The sequence below is a fragment of the Erwinia aphidicola genome, assembly GCF_024169515.1.
In the GTDB taxonomy this organism is placed as follows: Bacteria; Pseudomonadota; Gammaproteobacteria; order Enterobacterales; family Enterobacteriaceae; genus Erwinia; species Erwinia aphidicola.
Genome location: NZ_JAMKCQ010000001.1, coordinates 125235 through 143877 on the forward strand (window position 1 = coordinate 125235; position 18643 = coordinate 143877).

At 63.0% G+C, this 18643-nt stretch carries 1 protein-coding gene; it reads right to left on the minus strand.

Features of this window, described 5'->3' with window-relative positions; genetic code table 11:
* Nucleotides 1-122: 122 nt before the first annotated feature.
* Nucleotides 123-18305, minus strand: a complete 18183-nt coding sequence (locus J2Y91_RS00550; protein ID WP_253536797.1) for an Ig-like domain-containing protein — start codon at nt 18303-18305, stop codon at nt 123-125.
* Nucleotides 18306-18643 lie beyond the last annotated feature (338 nt).

Here is an 18643-nt window from a genome sequence, read left to right on the forward strand (position 1 = left end):
GCGCCACAACGACCAACAGCGGCCGAAGCCGCTTCTGGTCATTATTTTTACCAACCCATCACTTCCTCTTAACTTTAGACCCCCTGCACGGGAATGCGAACCGCGCAGGGGTTATTTTTTTGTTATACGACATGGACCTGCAGATTGTGCTGGATCAATACGTCACCCAGGGTGTTCTCCGACGACAGCGCCGAGTTGTGGTAGACGTCATAGGTTTGCCCGCCGACCGTGCGCTGCCCGGTGGTAGCCCAGATGCCGCCATCACCGTTGGCCAGCGTAACCTGGTCACCCAGCGTCCCTTTAATCAACAAATCATCCGTCTGCTTGTCGGTGATGTTCAGCGCCTCATTAAGGTCCAGCTTGATGCTGTTATTGCCCGCCTTGCCGAGGTCGATAATCTCGATATGCTCCACCTTCAGCCCGAGCGAGGTGAGATCCAGCGTGAGATGCTCGCCGTTCAGCACCAGGGTGTCGGTCCCTGCGCCACCGTCGATATGGCTAAAGTCCATTGAGCCAACCGAGATGGTGTCGTTACCGCTGCTACCCGTCACCGAGTCGCCATGCAGCACCTGCCCGTCCGCCAGCGTAATGGTGACGCCGCCGATGGTGTAAGCATCGCTGTCAGCCTCGACGGAAGTGGTCGCCGCTGCCGCGGTGCTGGTCGTCGCGCTGGTGCTGGTCGTGGCGGCATCGGTGCTGCTGGTGTCGCTGTCGGTCACCAGCGTCGAGTGAACTGCTGCGACGGCATGCGCCGTGCTGCTGCTCTCCTCCGTGGTGGTGCTGGTTTTGCTGCTGGTGCTGGAGGTATCGGTTGAGGCCACCGCCAGCGAGTCATCAGCCGCGACCGCCATCAGCGATGCCGCTGCCACCGTTGAGCTGACCGGTAACAGCGAGCCGAGCAGCAGCGTGGTAGAGGTCGTCGCCGGGTTGCCCGCCGCATCCACCGCCGCGACCGTCACCAGCGCGCCCAGGTTCAGCGTGGTGAGCAGCCCCCCGGTGAACTTGGCGCTGTAGCGCCCATTGGCGTCAATCACTGCCGTTTGCGTTTGCGATTGGCCATTCTGCGACAGCGTGATGCTGACCGTGGTGCCCGTTGCCAGGCGCAGCGTGCCGCCGGTGATGGTCAGACCGGTTAACAGCACATTCACCAGGCTGGTAACCGCATCGACCCCAACTGCCGGCAGGCTGTGGGTCACCGCCGTGAAGCTGGTGCTGTTGCCCGCCCGGTCCGTCACGGTTACCGCGACAGTGTGGCTGCCATCGGCAATCGCGCTGAGGCCCGAGCTCGGCACGCTGACGCTCCAGCTGCCGTTGCTGCCCACCGTGGTGTTGTAGACCGTACCGGCAATGTTGACCGCCACAGTTCCGCCCACCGCGTTGGTCGCCGTGCCGCTCAGGGTCTGCGCCGCCCCCGCTTCCGCCAGGTTGAGGTAGTGGTCGGTAAACACCGAGGCGTTGGTCAGCGTGACCGTTGGCGTGACGTGCGTACCAACAATCACCGATGCCGAGCCGTTTGCCGTGTTGCCCGCGCCGTTGACCAGACTGGCGGTAATGGTCTGCGTACCGTCCGCCAGCGCCAGCAGGCTGGCAGAGGGGACTGAGACACTCCAGCTGCCGTTGGCGGCAACAATGGCGTTGAGGGTCAGTGCACCGACCTTAACCGCAATGGTTGAACCTTCCGCATTGGTGGCGGTACCGGAGATAGTCTGCGCCGACAGCGCCTCGACCGCATTCAGGCCGCCGTCGCCAAACAGCGTGCCGATAGTGATAGACGGGGCGGTCTGGGCGATCACGCTGACCGTACCGCTGGTGGTCGCGCTGTTGCCATACGGGTCGCTAAGCGTGACCTGCGCCGTCTGCGTACCGTTCGCCAGCGTCGCGAGGTCCGCTTTCGGCACGCTCAGGCTCCAGCCACCGCCGCTGCCCACCGTGGTGGTATAGGTATGCGTTCCGAGCACCACCGTGACCGTTGAACCCGCCACCGCGTTAGTGGAGGTCCCGCTGATCAGCTGGGCGTTGGCGAGATCGCCCGCGCTCAGCACGCCGTCACCGAAAATAGTGTTGACCGCGATAGTGGGGGCGCTCTGCACGCCGATGATGACGCCCACGCTGGCACTGGCGTTGTTACCATAGGCATCGGTCACCGCCACGCCCACGGTAAGATTACCGGTCAGCAGCGTGGTCAGCAGCGAAGGCGCCAGCGCAGCGGTGAAGTTACCGTTGGCATCGGTGGTGGCGGTCAGCGTGGTGGTACCCACATTGATTCGGACGCTGGTTCCCGCCGCCACGTTATTCACATGCCCGCTCAGCGTCTGGCCGAGCAGCGCTTCCGCCACGCTCAGCACGCCATCGCCAAACAGCGGATTCAGCGTGACCGAAGGCAGGTTGTTGATGCCCACAATCGCACTCAGCGAGTTGCTGGTGGTGTTGCCCGCCGCGTCGGTAACGCTGACGCCGACATTGAGGTTGCCGTCGGTCAGCGTTGCCAGCAGCGCCGGGGTCAGCGCAATGCTGAATTTCCCGTCGCTGTCTGCGGTCGCTACCAGCTGCGTACTGTTCACGCTTACCACCACGCGCGCTCCGGCAGCGGTGGTGCCGCTGATGGTCTGGGTCAGCAGCGCATCCGCCGCGTTCAGCACGCCATCACCGAACAGCTGCAGCTGGTTGAGCACCAGCGACGGCGCGGTGAGGTTAACTGCCAGCCCGCCCGAGGCGCTGGCGGTATTGCCCGCCGCATCCTGTAGCGAAGCGGTCACCGTCAGGTTCGGGTTACCGGTCAGCAGCTGCAGCTGCGCCTGCGTCAGGTTGGTGCTGAAGGTGCCATCGGCATTCACCGTGGCGGTGGCAGAGACAATATTCCCCACGTTGAGATTGACGATAGTGCCCGCCGCCACGTTTTTCACCGTACCGCTAATCAGCTGGCTGGCGAAGTTAGTGACATCGTTGAGGTTGAGCGCCCCGTCACCGAAGATGGTGTTAAGGGTAATGCTCGGTTCTGCGGTCAGCAGGCCCACGGTGACGCTGTTGCTGGCGGTGTTGCCCGCCGGGTCGACCACTTTGACGCCCAGCGTGGCGTTCCCGGTGGCCAGGCTAAGCAGATCCGTGGCGCCAATATTTACGCTCCACGCCCCGCCCGCCTGCACCGTGGTGGTATAGGTTTTAGTGCCGAGGGTGACGGTAACGGTTGAACCGGCCACCGCATTCAGCGTACCGCCAATGGTCTGGCCCAGCAGCGCCTCAGCGTGGTTCAGCAGATTATCCCCGCCAAACAGGCCGGTAAGCGCCGGAACTACCGGTACGTTGTTGATAATCGCCGTGACGTTTTCCGCCAGGGTTTTGCTGTTACCTGCCGCGTCGCTCACCACTACATTGAGCGCCAGATTGCCATCGGTCACGCCGCTCAGCGCGGAGGATGGGATGGCCAGCGACCATTTACCATCCTGGCCCACGGTGGCGGTCAGGTTTTGTCCCCCCAGAGACAGAGAAACCGTTGCGCCAATGGTGCCGGTACCGGTAATCACGTGATCGACCAGCAGATCGGCTTTGCTCAGGAAGCCATTATCAAACAGCGGGTCAACCGCCAGCGCCAGGGTGTTCAGCACTTTGCTGACGGTCAGCGCGGCGCTGCCCTGGTTGCCGTTGACATCATTGACTCGGACCGACAGCACGTTGGTGCCGCTGGCTAACAGGGCAATCTCGGCAGCGGCCAGCGGGATGCTGAACACCCCGTCAGTCACCACGGCCGAGGCCAGCAGCGTGTTGCCCAGATAGACGCCAACGGTTTGCCCATCCGCGCCGGTCGCTGTCCCGGTCAGCAGCTGCTGTAGCGTTGCTTCCACCCCATTGATGATGTTGTCCTGCGCCAGCACGTTAAGCGTGATCAGCGGCGGTATGGTATCCACCACGATGCCATGCGTTGCCGTCCCGACGTTGCCCGCTGCATCGCTAATAGAGGCATTAATGGTTTGCGCATTCTGCCCCAGCGCCTGCAGATCCGCCGACGGCACGTTGAGTGACCAAGTACCGCCCGCCTGCACCACGGTGGTGTAGGTTTTTCCGCCCAGCGTGACGGTCACCGTACGCCCCACTTCAGTGAGCGATGCGGTGCCGCTGATGGCCTGCGAAACCGCGGCTTCGCTGGCATTCAGCACATTATCCGCACCGGCAAAGTCGCCGATAGTCAGGGTTGGCACCACCGTATCGACCAGCACCGTGGTGGTGGTGGTTACCGGAGAGCCAACGGTTGGGGTATAGGTGACAACCACCGTATCTGTCCCCTGCGGGAATTCCGCGGTGGAGAGTGCAGCCGAGGTCCAGTTGTTATCCGCACGGATTGCATTAACCGTCACCGTGCTGACTAAGGTGCCATTCACCGTAATGGTGATGGTGCCTCCGACACCCGGGGTGGCATTTTGCAACGCACCGCTCAGGGTGGTGGTTGCCCCATCCGCTGCGTTAATAATATTGTCGCCGGTTACCGGGTTCAGCGTGATTGACGGCGTCAGCGGCACGGTCAGGTCAAGAATCACCGAACCATTGGCGGTGGCGGTGTTACCCGCCGCGTCGGTAATCGACACGCTGTAAGCGCCCAGGTTGGTTGCCAGCTCGGCGAGCGCGGCGACCGAGACATTGACGCTCCAGCTGCCGTTGGCCTGCACCGTGCCGGTTAAGGTCTGGCTGCCGATGGTCAACGTCACGGTGGAACCGACGTCGGCAGCGTTAGTGGTTCCGGTCAGCGTCTGAGTGGTCAGGCTTTCCAGATAGCTCAGGGTGTTATCCCCGGCAAAGGTCAGGCCGGAGATCGCTGGCGCCACGGTGTCAACGATAAAGCCTTCGCTGATGGTGTTGCTGTTGCCCGCAGGGTCTGTCACGGTCACCGACAGATTCTGCGACCCCTGGCCAATCCCGCTCAGTTCGGCGTTGGTCAACGCGAGGCTCCAGTTGCCGTTGGTCCCCACCGTAGCTGCATGGATCTGGCCGTTGAGGGTGACGGAGACCGTCTGGCCTGCCCCCACTGCCCCGGTGGTCCCGGTCAGCGTGCCGCCGTTGGTCAGCTCGTTCAGGTTAAGGTAGCCGTCACCAAACGCCACGCCAACCGTCGGCAGCGGCAGCGTCAGGTAAGCGTCGAAGCCCAGCGTCTGGCTGGCGCTGTTGCCTGCCGCATCGGTTACCGTCACGCTGAGATTGTGTTCGCCGTTCGCCAGGCCGCTCAGCGCCCCGGCAGGCAGCGCCACCGACCAGCTGCCGTCGCTGTTCACCGTGCCGGTATAGCTGATGCCATTGACGTCGACCTTCAGCACCACGCCCTGATTGGCGCCGGTCACGCCGGTATTCCCGGTGATGGTGATCGCACCGTTGGCCTGAGTAATGCCCAGCGCGTCGTTAGCAAACGGATTGGTGATGGTCGGCACCGGGGCGGTCAGCACGGCGGTGTAGCTGCCGTTGAGCACCGATTCGTTACCGTAGCTGTCGGTAGCGGTCACCACCACGGTTTTCGTCCCGTTGCCAAACCCGGCAAGCTGATCGGGCGTCAGGTTCAGCGACCAGTCGCCGTTGGCGTTTACCGTGGCGGCAATCGCCGTACCGCCGTTAATACTGACCAGCACGCTCTGCCCCGCCCCGGTCACGCCAGTGGAGCCGCTGAGTAGCTGGGCGACGCCCGCCTCGGCAATGCTCAGCAGGCCATCGACAAACGGCGTAACCAGCGTCACGGCCGGAATATCATGCACCGCCACCACCAGCGAGGTATTGGCAGAGCTGCTGTTGCCAACCGCATCGGTGATGGTCACCGAGATCGGCCAGTTACCGTCCGGCAGCGCCTGCAGCACCTCAGCCGACAGCGGCAGCGACCAGCTGGTGCCGTCGGCACTGATGGTGGCAGGCAGCAGTGCGCCATTGACGTTGACCGTCACCGTCAGCCCCGCAAGACCACCGGCATGGGTGATCGCCCCGCTCAGGGTGCCGCCGAGCGCCGCTTCCGCCGCGTTCAGCACGCCGTCGCCGAACAGCGGAAGGCCGCCAACGGACACGGTTGGCAGTGCGGTTACGATGGCGTCGAAGTTCAGCGTGGCGCTGTCGCTATTGCCCGCTGCATCGCCCGCCGTCACCACGATTTCATGATTGCCATTGCCCAGCGCCAGCAGCTGCGCCGGTGACACCGTGGCGCTCCATACGCCATTATCATTGACCGTCGCGGTCAGCGCGGTGCCGCCAATGGTGACGCTGATGGTCTGCCCGGCCCCGATCAGGCCGGTGGTGCCCGTCAGGGTCTGTGCGACGCCCGCCTCAGCGACATTCAGCAAGCCGTCAACAAACGGCAGATTGATGGTTGGGTTCAGCGTAGTGGTCAGCACCAGTTCCGCACTGGCGGTAGCGCTGGCCGGATTCACCAGCCCGGCTTCGGTACTGACAGTGACCTGCACCGCCCCGTTACCCAGCCCGACCAGCGCGCCCGCCGGAATATTCGCCGACCAGGTACCGTCAGCGCCCACCGTACCGGCAAAGGTCAGGTTACCGACCGTCACCACCAGCGCCGTGCCGACCTCAAGATTGCTCACCGTACCGGTCAGCGTCTGCGCCAGCGCCGCCTCCACGCCGCTCACCAGGCCGTCACCAAACGGCAGATCCAGCGTCAGCGTTGGCGTATCGTGAACATCCACCACAATCCCGACGTTGCTGGTGGTGGTATTGCCGTTGGTATCGATAACGGACACGCCTACCGTGACGTTGCCGTCCACCAGCGCCAGCAGATCGGCGGCTGGAATAGTGGTGCTCCAGTTACCGTCTGCATCGGCCAGCACGTTGTAAACTTTGGCCCCCACCGTGATGGTCAGATTAAGGTTTGGCAGGGTGGTGCCTTCAATCAGCAGGCCCGCCAGCGCTTCGGCCAGGCTGAGAATATTATCCGCACCCACGCCGACATCCACCGTCAGCAGCGGCGGCACGGTGTGAACGGTGAACTCCTGGCTGTCCGTCGCCACGTTCTGCGCCACATCATTGCCGGTCGCGGTGACGGTGTTGCCATCTTGCGGCAGCGCCTGCACATCCGCAGCGGGCACGGTGGCCTGCCAGTTGCCGTCGGCATCCACCGTCGCGGTGTAGTTTTTATTGTTCAGAGTGACGGTAATCGTCTGCCCCGCCGGAATATGCTGGCTGCTCCCGGTGATCGTCAGGTCACTGCGCGACTCCTGGTAGTCGACCATATCGTCGCTGGTCACGGGATCGATGGTAATGGTTGGCAGGTTGCCAGGCTGCGCCACCACGGTGAAGTCCTGACTGTCGTTGGCAATATTGCCATCGCGGTCGGTGACGGAAACGCTCACCTGCTGAGCACCATCCGCCAGCTGCTGTACATCCGCAGCCGGTACGCTGAAGCTCCATTCCCCACCGGTTACCGTAGTGGTATAAGTCTGGCCGCCGAGCGTGATGGTGACCGTTTGACCGTCCGGCACGCCGTCACTGGTGGTGCCACTCAGCAGCAGCGGCTGATTATGCTCGGTGCTGTTGATGTAGTCATCGCCGGAGACCGGAGCAATGGTGATTAACGGCAGGTCAGCAGCGGTAGCGCGCACGGTGACGGTTTCAGTTTGTACCGTCTGGTTGCCCGCGCTGTCGGTCAGCGTGGCGGTCACGGTGTAATCGCCGTTGGCAAGCGTTTTGGTCACGCTGCCCGGCAGATCGAAGCTCCAGCTGCCGTCACTCTGCACGATAGCAATGTAAGCAGGCTGGATGCCGTTAAAGATGATGCTGACCTGCTGGCCCACCTCATCCGGCGAGGTACTGCCGGAAACGGTAATCGTCTGCTGGATCTCGGTCGGGTTGATGACGTTATCACCCGCCACGTTATTCAGCACCAGATCCGGCGGCGTCAGGTCCACGATGGCGGCGCTGCTGACAGTGCCGCTGTTACCCGCGGCATCGGTCACCGTCACCGTAATCGGCAGATTGCCTTCGTTCAGCCCCTGCAGCGTAGCCGCCGGGATATTCAGCGTCCAGTTGCCGTTGTTATCCACCGTGGCCGGATAGTCCGTGCCGCCGATGTTCACGCTGACCTGCTGGCCTGCGCCGACAGTACCGGTGGTCCCGCTCAGCGTCTGGCCTGCGCCTGCTTCATCCTGGTTGAGGTAGCCATCGCCAAACGGGGTGTTGATGGTCGGCTGCAGCGCGGCGGTCGCCAGGGTGACATCCGCGCTATTGCTGCCCGGATTGCCCGCCTGGTCGGTGACCGTGGCGGTCAGCGTGTAATTGCCGTCGCTGACGCCCGTCAATGCCGCCGCCGGAATATCCAGCGTCCAGCTGCCGTCGGCACCCACGGTGGTGGTCCAGGTCTGGCCGTTGAAGTTAACGGTGACCGTCTGCCCTTCCAGCGCCGGACCGCTGCCGTTATCGGTGCTGCCGCTAATGGTCAGCGGCTGGCCCGCTTCGCTGGCGTTAATAATACCGTCGCCGGCAATCGGGTTCAGCGTAATGGCCGGAGCCACGGTATCAACGTTAAAGCTGACCGGCTGCGTACTGGCGTTGCCCGCCGCATCGGTTGCCGTCACCTGCAGGGTATTGCTGCCCTGTTCGAAGGATTGCAGTAGCGCAGAAGGCAGGCTGATGCTCCAGTTGCCGTTACCGTCGACGGTGCCGCTGTACTGGGTGCCGTCAATGGTGACGCTCACCGTCTGGCCGTTACCGCTGACGCCGGTGGTGCCGTTCAGCGTCTGGGTCAGCGCGGCCTCACTCGCGTTGAGCGCGCCGTCGTTAAACGGCACGTCGACAGTGACGGCAGGAAGCGTGTTGACCACCACATTCAGGCTCGCACTGCTGTTGACGAGGTTACCGGTGGCGTCGGTGACGCTGACGCCGACGGTTGCCGGGCCATCAGGCAGCCCTGCCAGCGCGGCAGCCGGAACCACCACGCTCCATGCGCCGCCGTTGCCGACCGTCGCCTGGAAAGTCTGGCCGTTGATGGTCAGCGTCAGCTGGCTGCCCGCGTCGACGTTGGCGGTGTGCCCGGTCACGATCAGCGGCTCCTGCGCTTCGCTGGCATTGAGATAGCCGTCGTTGGAGATCGGGTCGATACTGATGCCGGATGCCAGGCTGTTTACCGTGACATCATGGCTGGCACTGACCGGGTTTCCGGCCGCATCGCTGACCGCCGCCGCGATGGTGGTAGTGCCGTTCTCCAGCCCTTGCAGCGTGGAGGCAGGAATAGAGACGCTCCAGCTGCCGTCCGCCTGCACCAGCGCGCTGTATACTTCCGTACCAAGGGTGATGCTGACCGTCTGCCCGGCTTCCACATTACTGGTGGTCCCGGAGAGCAGCTGGCTGCTCTGCTGCTCCGCCCCGTCCAGGATATCGTTGCCGGCAAAGGTATTGATGCTGATGGTCGGCAGATCGGCGGCCGCCGCCTTGACCTCCAGCGGGCTGCTGGTGGTGGTGCTGTTGCCTGCTGCATCGGTCGCCGTAACGCTCAGCGTGTAGCTGCCGTCAGCCAGCGCCTGCAAATCGGCGCTCGGAACAGATACCGTCCAGTCGCCGTTGCCGTTGACCTGCACGCCCTGGTAGGTGACGCCGTTCAGCGTGACGACAATCGTGTCCCCGGCTTCGCCCCGGCCGCTGACGGCCAGATCCGCGCCCTGTTCGGCAGCATTCAGGATGCCATCGCCCGCCACGGGGGCTACCGTTACCGTTGGTGCCACGGTGTCGACCGTAAACGGCTGGGTGGTATTGGCGCTGTTACCTGCGGCATCGCTGACCACCACGCTGAAGCTGTTATCCCCCTGGGCCAGGCCCGCCAGCGCGGTGGCAGGTACCGCCACGCTCCAGCTGCCGTCAGCCGCTACGATACCGGTATAGGTGGTGCCGTTCAGCGTCAGGGTGACGGTCTGACCATCGCCCGTCACGCCGGTGCTGCCGGTAATATTTTGTGTCGCCGTTGCCTCCTGCGCGTTGAGCGCGCCGTCGCCAAACGGTGGGTTAACGGCGACCACCGGCTGGGTATCAACAATCACCACCAGGCTGCCGCTGCTGGTCTGGGTGACGCCCGCCGCATCCGGGCCGCTGACCACAATCGGCAGCGTGCCGTCGGTGAAATCCGCCACCACGTTTTGCGGCAGCGTCACGCTCCAGCTGCCGTCTGCCTGTACGGTTGCCAGGTAAGACGCCCCGCCAATCGCCACGGTCAGCTGGGTTCCCGCCGTGTAATTCGCCGAGGTGCCGCTGATGGTCAGCGGCTGCGCCGCTTCCTCCGCATTCAGGTAACCATCCACGCTGACCGGGTTAATCGCCAGGCCGGAGAGCTGATTATTGATCTCGAAGCTGCCGCTGACCGTGGCCGGGTTGCCTGCCGCATCGCTGACCACCACGCTGTAGCTCTGTTGGCCGTTACTCAGCGCCTCCAGCGCGGAGGCCGGAATGGTTATGCTCCATGACCCGCTGGCCTGCACTACGCCAGTGTAAGTCACACCGCCCAGCGTGACGCTAACCAGCTGCCCTTCCTGCACGTTAGTGGTGGTGCCGCTCAGCACCTGACTGACGTGCTGTTCCGCGCCGTCAACGATGTTGTTACCGGCAAAGGTGTTCACCGTCAGGGTCGGCAGCGTTGCCGCGTCCACACTGACCGCCAGCGTGCTGGTCTGCGTAGTAACGTTACCTGCGGCATCGGTAGCGGTCACGCTGAGCGGATAGTTACCGTTGGTCAGCGCAGCCAGATCGTCAGCGCTGAGCGGCAGCGACCACTGGCCGTTTGGCCCGACGGTGGTGGTGTAAGTTTCATTGTTTAGCGTGACGGAAATGCTGGCCCCGCGCTCGCCGCTGCCGCTCAGCGTAATGCCCTCCTGCTGCTCGGCGGCGTTGAGGATGTTATCCCCGGCTGGCGGATTTAGCGTCAGCGCTGGTGCAGCGACGTCCACCGTCAGCGCCGGGGTCTGCGTGCTGATATTGCCCGCGCCATCTTTCACCGCCACGCTGACGGTGTAGTCGCCGTTGTTCAGTGCAGCGAGATCGGCTGGCGGAACGCTGACCGACCAGTTGCCGTCACCGTCAACGTTAGCGGTGTAGACTTTGCCGTTCAGCGTCACGCGCACGCTGTCATTGCTGTCGCCGGTACCGCTGATGGTCAGCGGCTGCCCCTGCTCGGCGGCATTGAGATAGCCATCGGTAGAAATTGGCGCCACGGTAAAGTCCGGCGGCGTGGTGTCCAGCCCGACAGGGCGAGTCACGGTCGCGACATCTCCCGCCGTTGTAGTGGCCGTCACGGTCAGCGTGTAGCTGCCATCGGTCGCGCCGTTCAGCGCGCCGGCCGGAATGGTGGCGCTCCACAGGCCATCAGGCCCGACGGTGGCAGGGTAGTTAGTGCCATTGAAGTTCACGACCACCGAGGTACTGCCGTCCGGCACGCTGCCGGTAACGTTAAACCCGGCGGCCGCTTCTGCCGCATTGATCAGATCGTCGCCCGCAACCGGATTCACCAACACTTGATTGGTGATGCTGGTATCCACATCGACCGTCGCATTTTGGCTGGCGCTGTTACCGTTCGGCGCGGTCACCACTACGGTTACCGTGTTGTCGCCCTGCGGCAGTGCCCCGAGGGTCTCTGCCGGAACGGTCACTGACCATGCGCCGTTCACCACCGTGGTGGTCAGCGTCTGGCCACCAATGGTGACGCTGACGGTATCACCGTTGGTGCCGGTCCCGGTGATATCCAGCGGCTGCGCGGCTTCAGCGCGATCGATGATGCCGTCTCCGGCAATCGGATCGAGGGTATAAGTAGGCGCGGTAAGCTGCACCTGGACTACTTCACTGTTAACCGTCTGGTTGCCCGTTGGGTCAGAAACCGTGACCGTCAGCGGATAGCCGCCGTTTTGCAGCGCCAGCACGTCGTTGGCCGGGATGGTGGCGCTCCAGTTGCCGTCACCGTCGACCACCGCCTCATAGGTTTTGCCATTCAGGCTGACCACCACGCTATTGCCCGCCGTGGTAGTACCGCTAATGTCGAGCGGCAGCTCATGTTCCGCCGCGTTGATAATGCCATCTTCCGCCACCGGGCCAACCGTCACTGGCGGCAGCTCAGTGGCAATATTCACCGGAACCGGCGTGGTAGTGCTGCTGTTTCCGGCCACGTCCGTCGCGGTGACGGTAATGTTCTGTTGCCCGGTCGGCAGCGCCTGCAGCTGTTCCGGCGTTAGCGCCAGCGTCCACACGCCGGAGCTGTTAACGGTCGCGCTAAAGTCCGTACCGCCGATGTTGACCACCACCGTCTGGCCGTTGCCGGTTTCGCCAGTGGTGCCGCTCAGCGTCTGGCCCGCGGCTGCGGTTGCTTCAGCATTGGTCAGCACGCTGTCGCCAAACGGCGCTTCCAGCGTTGGCTGCGGCAGAGTGTTGATATGCACATTGAGGGTGCTGCTGCTGGTCACCTCAGTGCCATTTGGCGCCACCACGCTGGCGGTGGCGGTAAACGGACCATCGGCCAGTACGGTGAGATCGCCCGCCGGAATGGTGGTGCTCCACGAACCGTCCGCCTGCACCTGCGCGCTGTAGGTTTTGCCGTTGAAGGTGAAGGTGACGGTGCTGCCTTCCGCGATATTGAGGGTGCTACCGCTCACAGCCAGCCCGTTTTCGGCTTCCTGCTGGTTGAGATAGCCGTCGTCGCTCAGCGGGTCGAAGGCAATCGCCGGCTGGGTGTTATCCACGGTGAAGGTTTTGCTGCTGCTGCCGGTGTTGCCTGCCTGGTCAGTAATGCTGACCGTCAGGGTGTAAGAGCCATTCGCCAGCCCGCTCAGCGCCGATGCCGGCAGCTCCACCTGCCAGCTGCCCGGACTGCCCGCCTGCACCGTGGTGGTGTAGCTTTCGCCGTTCAGGGTAACGGTAACCGTATTTCCGGCTTCGGCATTGGTCACGGTGCCGCTGATAATCTGCGCCACCTGCTGCTCTGCGCCATCAACGATATTATTGGCGGTGACGTTAGAGACAAAGATCGCCGGAACCCCGGTATCAATAGCCAGCGGCGTGCTGGTGCTGCTGGTGTTGCCCGCCGGATCGGTTGCGGTGACGTTGAGGGTATAGCTGCCGTCGGCTACGCCCGCCACGTACGTTCCCGGAATGGTCAGCGTCCACTGGCCGTTGGTGCCGACCACCGCGCTGAAGGCGGTACCGTTCAGCTCAACGCTAATGACGTTACCCGCTTCCCCGCTGCCGGTGACGACCAGCGGCTGGCCGGATTCCGCGGCGTTAATCACGCCGTCAGAGACCGGATTAACGCTGACCGCTGGGGCCGTCAGGTCCACTTCGATGGTGCGCGTGACGGTGGTGCTGTTGCCCGCCGTATCGGTGCTGGTGACCTGCAGTGGGTAGCTGCCATTGGTCAGGGCCGTCAGTGCGTTTGCCGGCAGATCGATGCTCCAGCTGCCGGTGCCGCCAACCGTGGTAGTGTAGGTTTCGCCATTCAGCGTGACGGTGATGCGGTCGCCGACCTCGCCGGAGCCGCTGAGGGTTTGCAGCTCGCCGCTCTCTGCGGCGTTGATGCGGTTATCCCCGGTCAGGGCTTCCACGCTGACCTGCGGCGCTACGGTGTCGACGGTGAAGTTGCCGGTCGCCGTGCTGGTGTTGCCCGCGCTGTCAGCCACCGTGACGCTCAGGGAGTTGGCCCCCTGCGGCAGAGACTGCAGCACGGCGGAAGGCAGGGAAACACTCCAGTTGCCCTGCGCGTCCACCGTCCCGGTGTAGGTAATCCCCGCAATCACCACGCTGACGGTCTGGCCTGCCCCCTCCACCCCGGTGCTGCCGCTCAGGGTCTGCTCGCTTCCGGCCTCCACCGCGTTGAGCAAGGCATCGCCAAACGGCGGATTGATGCTGAGGTCGAGCTCAGAGGTCACGGAACTGTCCAGCGAGTGCTGAGCCGTGACGGTGTTGCCATTGATATCCGTGGCAGTGGCGGTCACGGTCAGGTTGCCGTTGGGCAGCGCCACCAGGTCGGCAGACGGCACATTCACCGTCCAGCTACCGTCGCTATTGGTCGTGGTCAGATACTCTTTGCCGTTGAAGGTCACCGCGACGCGGCTGCCTGCGGCAACAAAGCGGCTGAAGCCGTGAATCGCCATCGGCAACAGCGACTCGTTGTGGCTCAGCATATTGTCATCGCTGATCACCCCGATGGCGATGGCGCTGAAGGTGTTATCAACGGTGAAGCTCCCGTTGGCGCTGGTCGGGTTACCGGCAACGTCGCTGACGCTGACGGTGTAGCTGTCGGTGCCGTTCGCGAGGTTAGCCAGCGCCGCTGCCGGAACCAGCACGCTCCAGCTGCCGTCGGCGTTCACTAGCCCGGTGTACTGGTTGCCGTTAAGCGTCACGGTCACTACCTGCCCGGCCTGTACGTTGCTGGTGCTGCCGGTCATCAGCTGCGACAGCCCTTTCTCGGCGCCATCCACAATATTATCGCCGGCAAACGCGCCCACGGTAATCACCGGCAGCGAGGCAGCGCTGGCAATCACGGTCAGCGGCTGGCTGCTGCTGCCCATGTTGCCGACACTGTCGGTAGCGGTCACCGTCACGGTGTAGCTGCCGTCCGCCAGGCCGCTAACCACATTGGCCGGTATATTGGCGCTCCAGCTGCCGTCGGCAGCCACGGTAGCGGTGTAGTCGACGTTGTTGATGGTCACGACCACGCCCGCACCCGGCTCGGTGGTGCCGACGATCGCCAGCGCCGCGTTATGCTCGGCAGCATTAAGATAGCCATCGCCGGAAACCGGCGCGACGGTCACAACCGGAGGCGCGGTATCGATGACGATCGGCGCCTGCACGGTGGTTTCATTGCCGCCGCTGTCGCGTGCGGTAATGCTGATGTCATATTTGCCATCGCTCAGCCCCTGCAGGGTGGCCGGGTCGACATTGACGCTCCAGCTGCCGCTGGCATCGGCCGCGCTGTGGTAGGTCACACCGTTGATCACCACGGTAATGGTGCTGAGCGCCTCTGCCTGGCCGCTCAGCACCAGCGGCTGATTCTGCTCGCTGGCGTTAATCACGCCGTCGCCAGCAATGGTGCCGACAGAAAGGGTTGGCGGGGTGGTATCCACGCTGACAGTGGTGCTGCTGACGATCTGATTGCCTGCGGCATCGCTGACGGTCACGGTGACCGTATTGCTCCCCTGCGGCAGCCCGCTGAGCGCCGATGGCGGCAGCGTTACGCTCCACTCGCCGGTGGCCGGGTTAACCGTCGCCGGGTAGTTCACGCCGTTCAGGCTCACGGTGACCACCTGGTCCGGCAGCGCCAGCCCGGTATTACCGCTCAGCACCTGCGGGGTTGTCGATTCGCCCAGGTTGAGGATATTGTCGCCACCGAAGGCGGCATTAAATTCAATATTGTTCGGGAAGTTAACCTGCACGCCCAAATTGAGGCTGCTGGTCACCGAGTTGTTATTGGCATCGGTGACCACCACCGGATAACTGCCGTTAGCCACTCCGGCGAAATCAGCCGGAGGGATGGTGATGCTCCAGCTGCCATCGGCTGCCACGGTGGTGTTGTAAGTATGACCGTTAAAGGTGACGGTGAGCGGCGCGCCCACGGGCAGATTGAGGCTGGTACCGTTCACGCTAACCGGTGACTGAGCCTCCTGCGCGTTGACCCAGTTATCTTCGCTGATCGGAGCAATGGCGAGGCTGGCGGCAGCCGGATCGAGAGCCACACTGACCGAACCGCTGCTGGTCGCGACGTTGCCTGCTTTATCGGCAACGGTGGCGGAGTACGTTACCGTCTGGCCGTCGCTCAGGCCGCTGAGGGCGCTGGCCGGGATGGAGACGTGCCACAGCCCGCCCGCCAGCACCGTGGTGGTGTACTGCACCCCGTTGAAGGTCAGGGTCAGGGTTTGTCCGGCCTGCACGTGGGCGGCGGTGCCGCTCAGCTCCTGCGCCACATTCAGCTCTGCCCCCTGCAGAATATTATCCCCGGCGAAGCTGTTGAAGGTGATGGTTGGCTGATTGGCTGGCTGGGCGGCAAAGGTCACCTCGGTATAGGCCGTGCCCTGGTTACCGGCCGTATCGGTTGCCGTCACGGTGACCGGATAGCTGCCGTCAATGAGGGTAGCTTTGCTTTCCGGCGGAACCACCACGCTCCAGTCGCCGGAACCGTTGGTGGTGGTGGTCAGCGTCACGTCGCCAAACTTCACCTGAATAGTGCTGTTGGCTTCCGCCCGACCGCTGATGGTCAGGTTACCCGCCAGTTCAGCGGCGCTGACGTAGCCATCGCCGCTGACGGGGTTAACGCTAACGGCAGGCGCCAGCGTATCCACGTTGAGATTCAGCGGGTCACTGCTGACCGTGTTGCCATATTTATCGCTGGCCGTTACCGTCAGCGAATTATTCCCCTGCTCAAGCTGCTGCAGCGCGGAAGCTGGAATATTGACGCTCCAGCTGCCGTTCGCGCCCACCGTCGCGGTGTAGGTCTGACCATCCAGCGTCACGGTGACGGTCTGGCCGCCGGTGCTGGTGCCGGTCAGCGTCAACGCCTGGCCGACATCGGCGGCGTTGAGTGGGGCATCAGGAATATTCACCTCCAGCCCCGGAGGCTGGGTATCGACATTCACCTGGGTGGTGGTGGTGGTTTTGTTGCCTGCGGGATCGGTGACGGTCACCACCAGCGGCAGCTGCCCTTCAATCGGGGTTGAGACCGCATTGGCGGGCAGAGTGACGCTCCAGCTGCCGTTGCTGTTTACCGTGCCGGTGTAGGTGTTGCCGTTGAAGGTCACAGTGACGGTCTGGCCCGCCCCGCTAACGCCGGTGTTACCGGTGATGGTCTGGCTGCTGCCCGCTTCCGCACCGCTCAGCACCCCGTCGCCAAACGGCAGATCGATCCCGGCATTTGGCAGCGTGGTGTGGACGTCAACCGTCACGACCGTACTGTTCTGCAAGGTGGTGCCGTTGGCCAGCGTCGCGGTCGCCACGATCAGGTTTGAACCCTGCGGCAGGCTTTGCAGATCGGCAGACGGCACGCTGATGCTCCAGCTGCCGTTCGCTGCCGTGGTGGTGGTGTAAGCATGGCCGCCGAGGGTGACGGAAATCGCCGTGCCGGCTGGCAGACCGCTGGCCGTACCGGAAATGGTCAGCGCACTTTGTGCCTCTGTGGCATTGAGGTAACCGTCGCCGCTTATCGGCGCGGTGATGCTAATGCTGGGGCTGCCGCTGGTATCGGGCTCAACGGTAAAGTTATGCGTATCAGTGGCTGTCTGACCGCTGGCGTTGGTGACGGTCGCGGAGAGGGTCGCGGTGCCGTTCGCCAGCGCCTGCAGTGCGCTGGCAGGAACCGAGACGCTCCAGCTGCCGTTGGCCTGCACGCTGGCGCTGTAGGAAACGCCGTTCAGGGTAATGGTGACCGTCTGCCCGGCCTGTACGTTGGTGGTGGTGCCGCTCAGCAGCTGGCTGGTCTGCTTTTCCGCGCCGTCCAGCACGTTATCCCCGGCAAAAGTGCCGATGGTCAGGGTGGGTACGCCGGGTACCACCGTTGGCTCAACGGTGAAATTATGCGTGTCGGTCGCCGTCTGGCCGCTGGCGTTGGTGACGGTGGCGGAGAAAGTGGCAGTCCCGCTCGCCAGCGCCTGCAGCGCGCTGGCAGGCACGGAAACGCTCCAGCTGCCGTTGGCCTGCACCACCGCCGTGTAACTCACGCCGTTAAGCGTGATAGTCACCGTCTGCCCGGCCTGCACGTTGGTGGTGGTGCCACTCAGCAGCTGACTGGTCTGCTTTTCGCTGCCGTCAAGAATGTTATCCCCGGCGAAGTTGCCGATAGTCAGCGTCGGCGTGGTGGCAGGCGGATTAGTGCCGCCGTTGTTGTCATTGCCTCCGCCACCGCCGCCACCGCCCGCTAAGGCGCCGATGCCCACGCCGACTAATCCCAGCGCCCCGATACCGGCAGCGGTCATCACGCCGCTACCGGCCCCCGTATCAGCCAGCAGCAGCGGTTCAATACTGCCGAGGGATTCATATTGCGGGGTCAGGACCATCGCGGTCTGTGCATCAAGTTCGTTGGTCACCGGGAACAGCACGTGCTCCGGCCGGTTAACCCCATCGTCAAACACCAGTTCGCTGTGCTCGCCGTCCACATCGTCAAAGAAGAACTGCTGATAGCGCACGGTAGTGCCATCTTTCATGTGCAGGATCAGGTCGTTACCCTGGCGTTCGTATTCAGCCACCATCTCGCGCGTGCCGTGGATTTTCACCACGCTAGGCTGATTGAGGAGAACCGTTTTCGAGGAGCCCGAAGTGGCCTGAGAGAGGATCGTTCCGTCGTCGCGTGAAAGGATTTCTACGCTGCCATTATTGAGCTGTGCCATGGTCATAACCTCGTGTACACCAGATAACAGGGATTAAGTGTCCAACGCACAAAAGTGAAAATAAATTTCACTTTTATTGCGTTAGACAAAATTTTGAGCAGTGCCATCTACCGGCAGCGCTTTTCACCTGATGCACGGACGGGGGTTAGTTTCCCCGCGAAAATATAGGACCTAAACTGGCTAATAGAGACTGTTATTTTGTTAATTTCACTAACAGATATAATTAATAAAGTGAATGTGTTGTTTGATGTTTATTTATCGGAAGGATAAATTTATTTAATTACTAACCGTACTCGACAGCTGAGAAGAGCGGCAAAAAATGTCAGATAATTACGATT

Bases quoted from the DNA above. Each gene is read 5' to 3' on its own strand.
- J2Y91_RS00550 (WP_253536797.1), bottom strand. From the start codon at position 18,305: ATGGCACAGCTCAATAATGGCAGCGTAGAAATCCTTTCACGCGACGAC.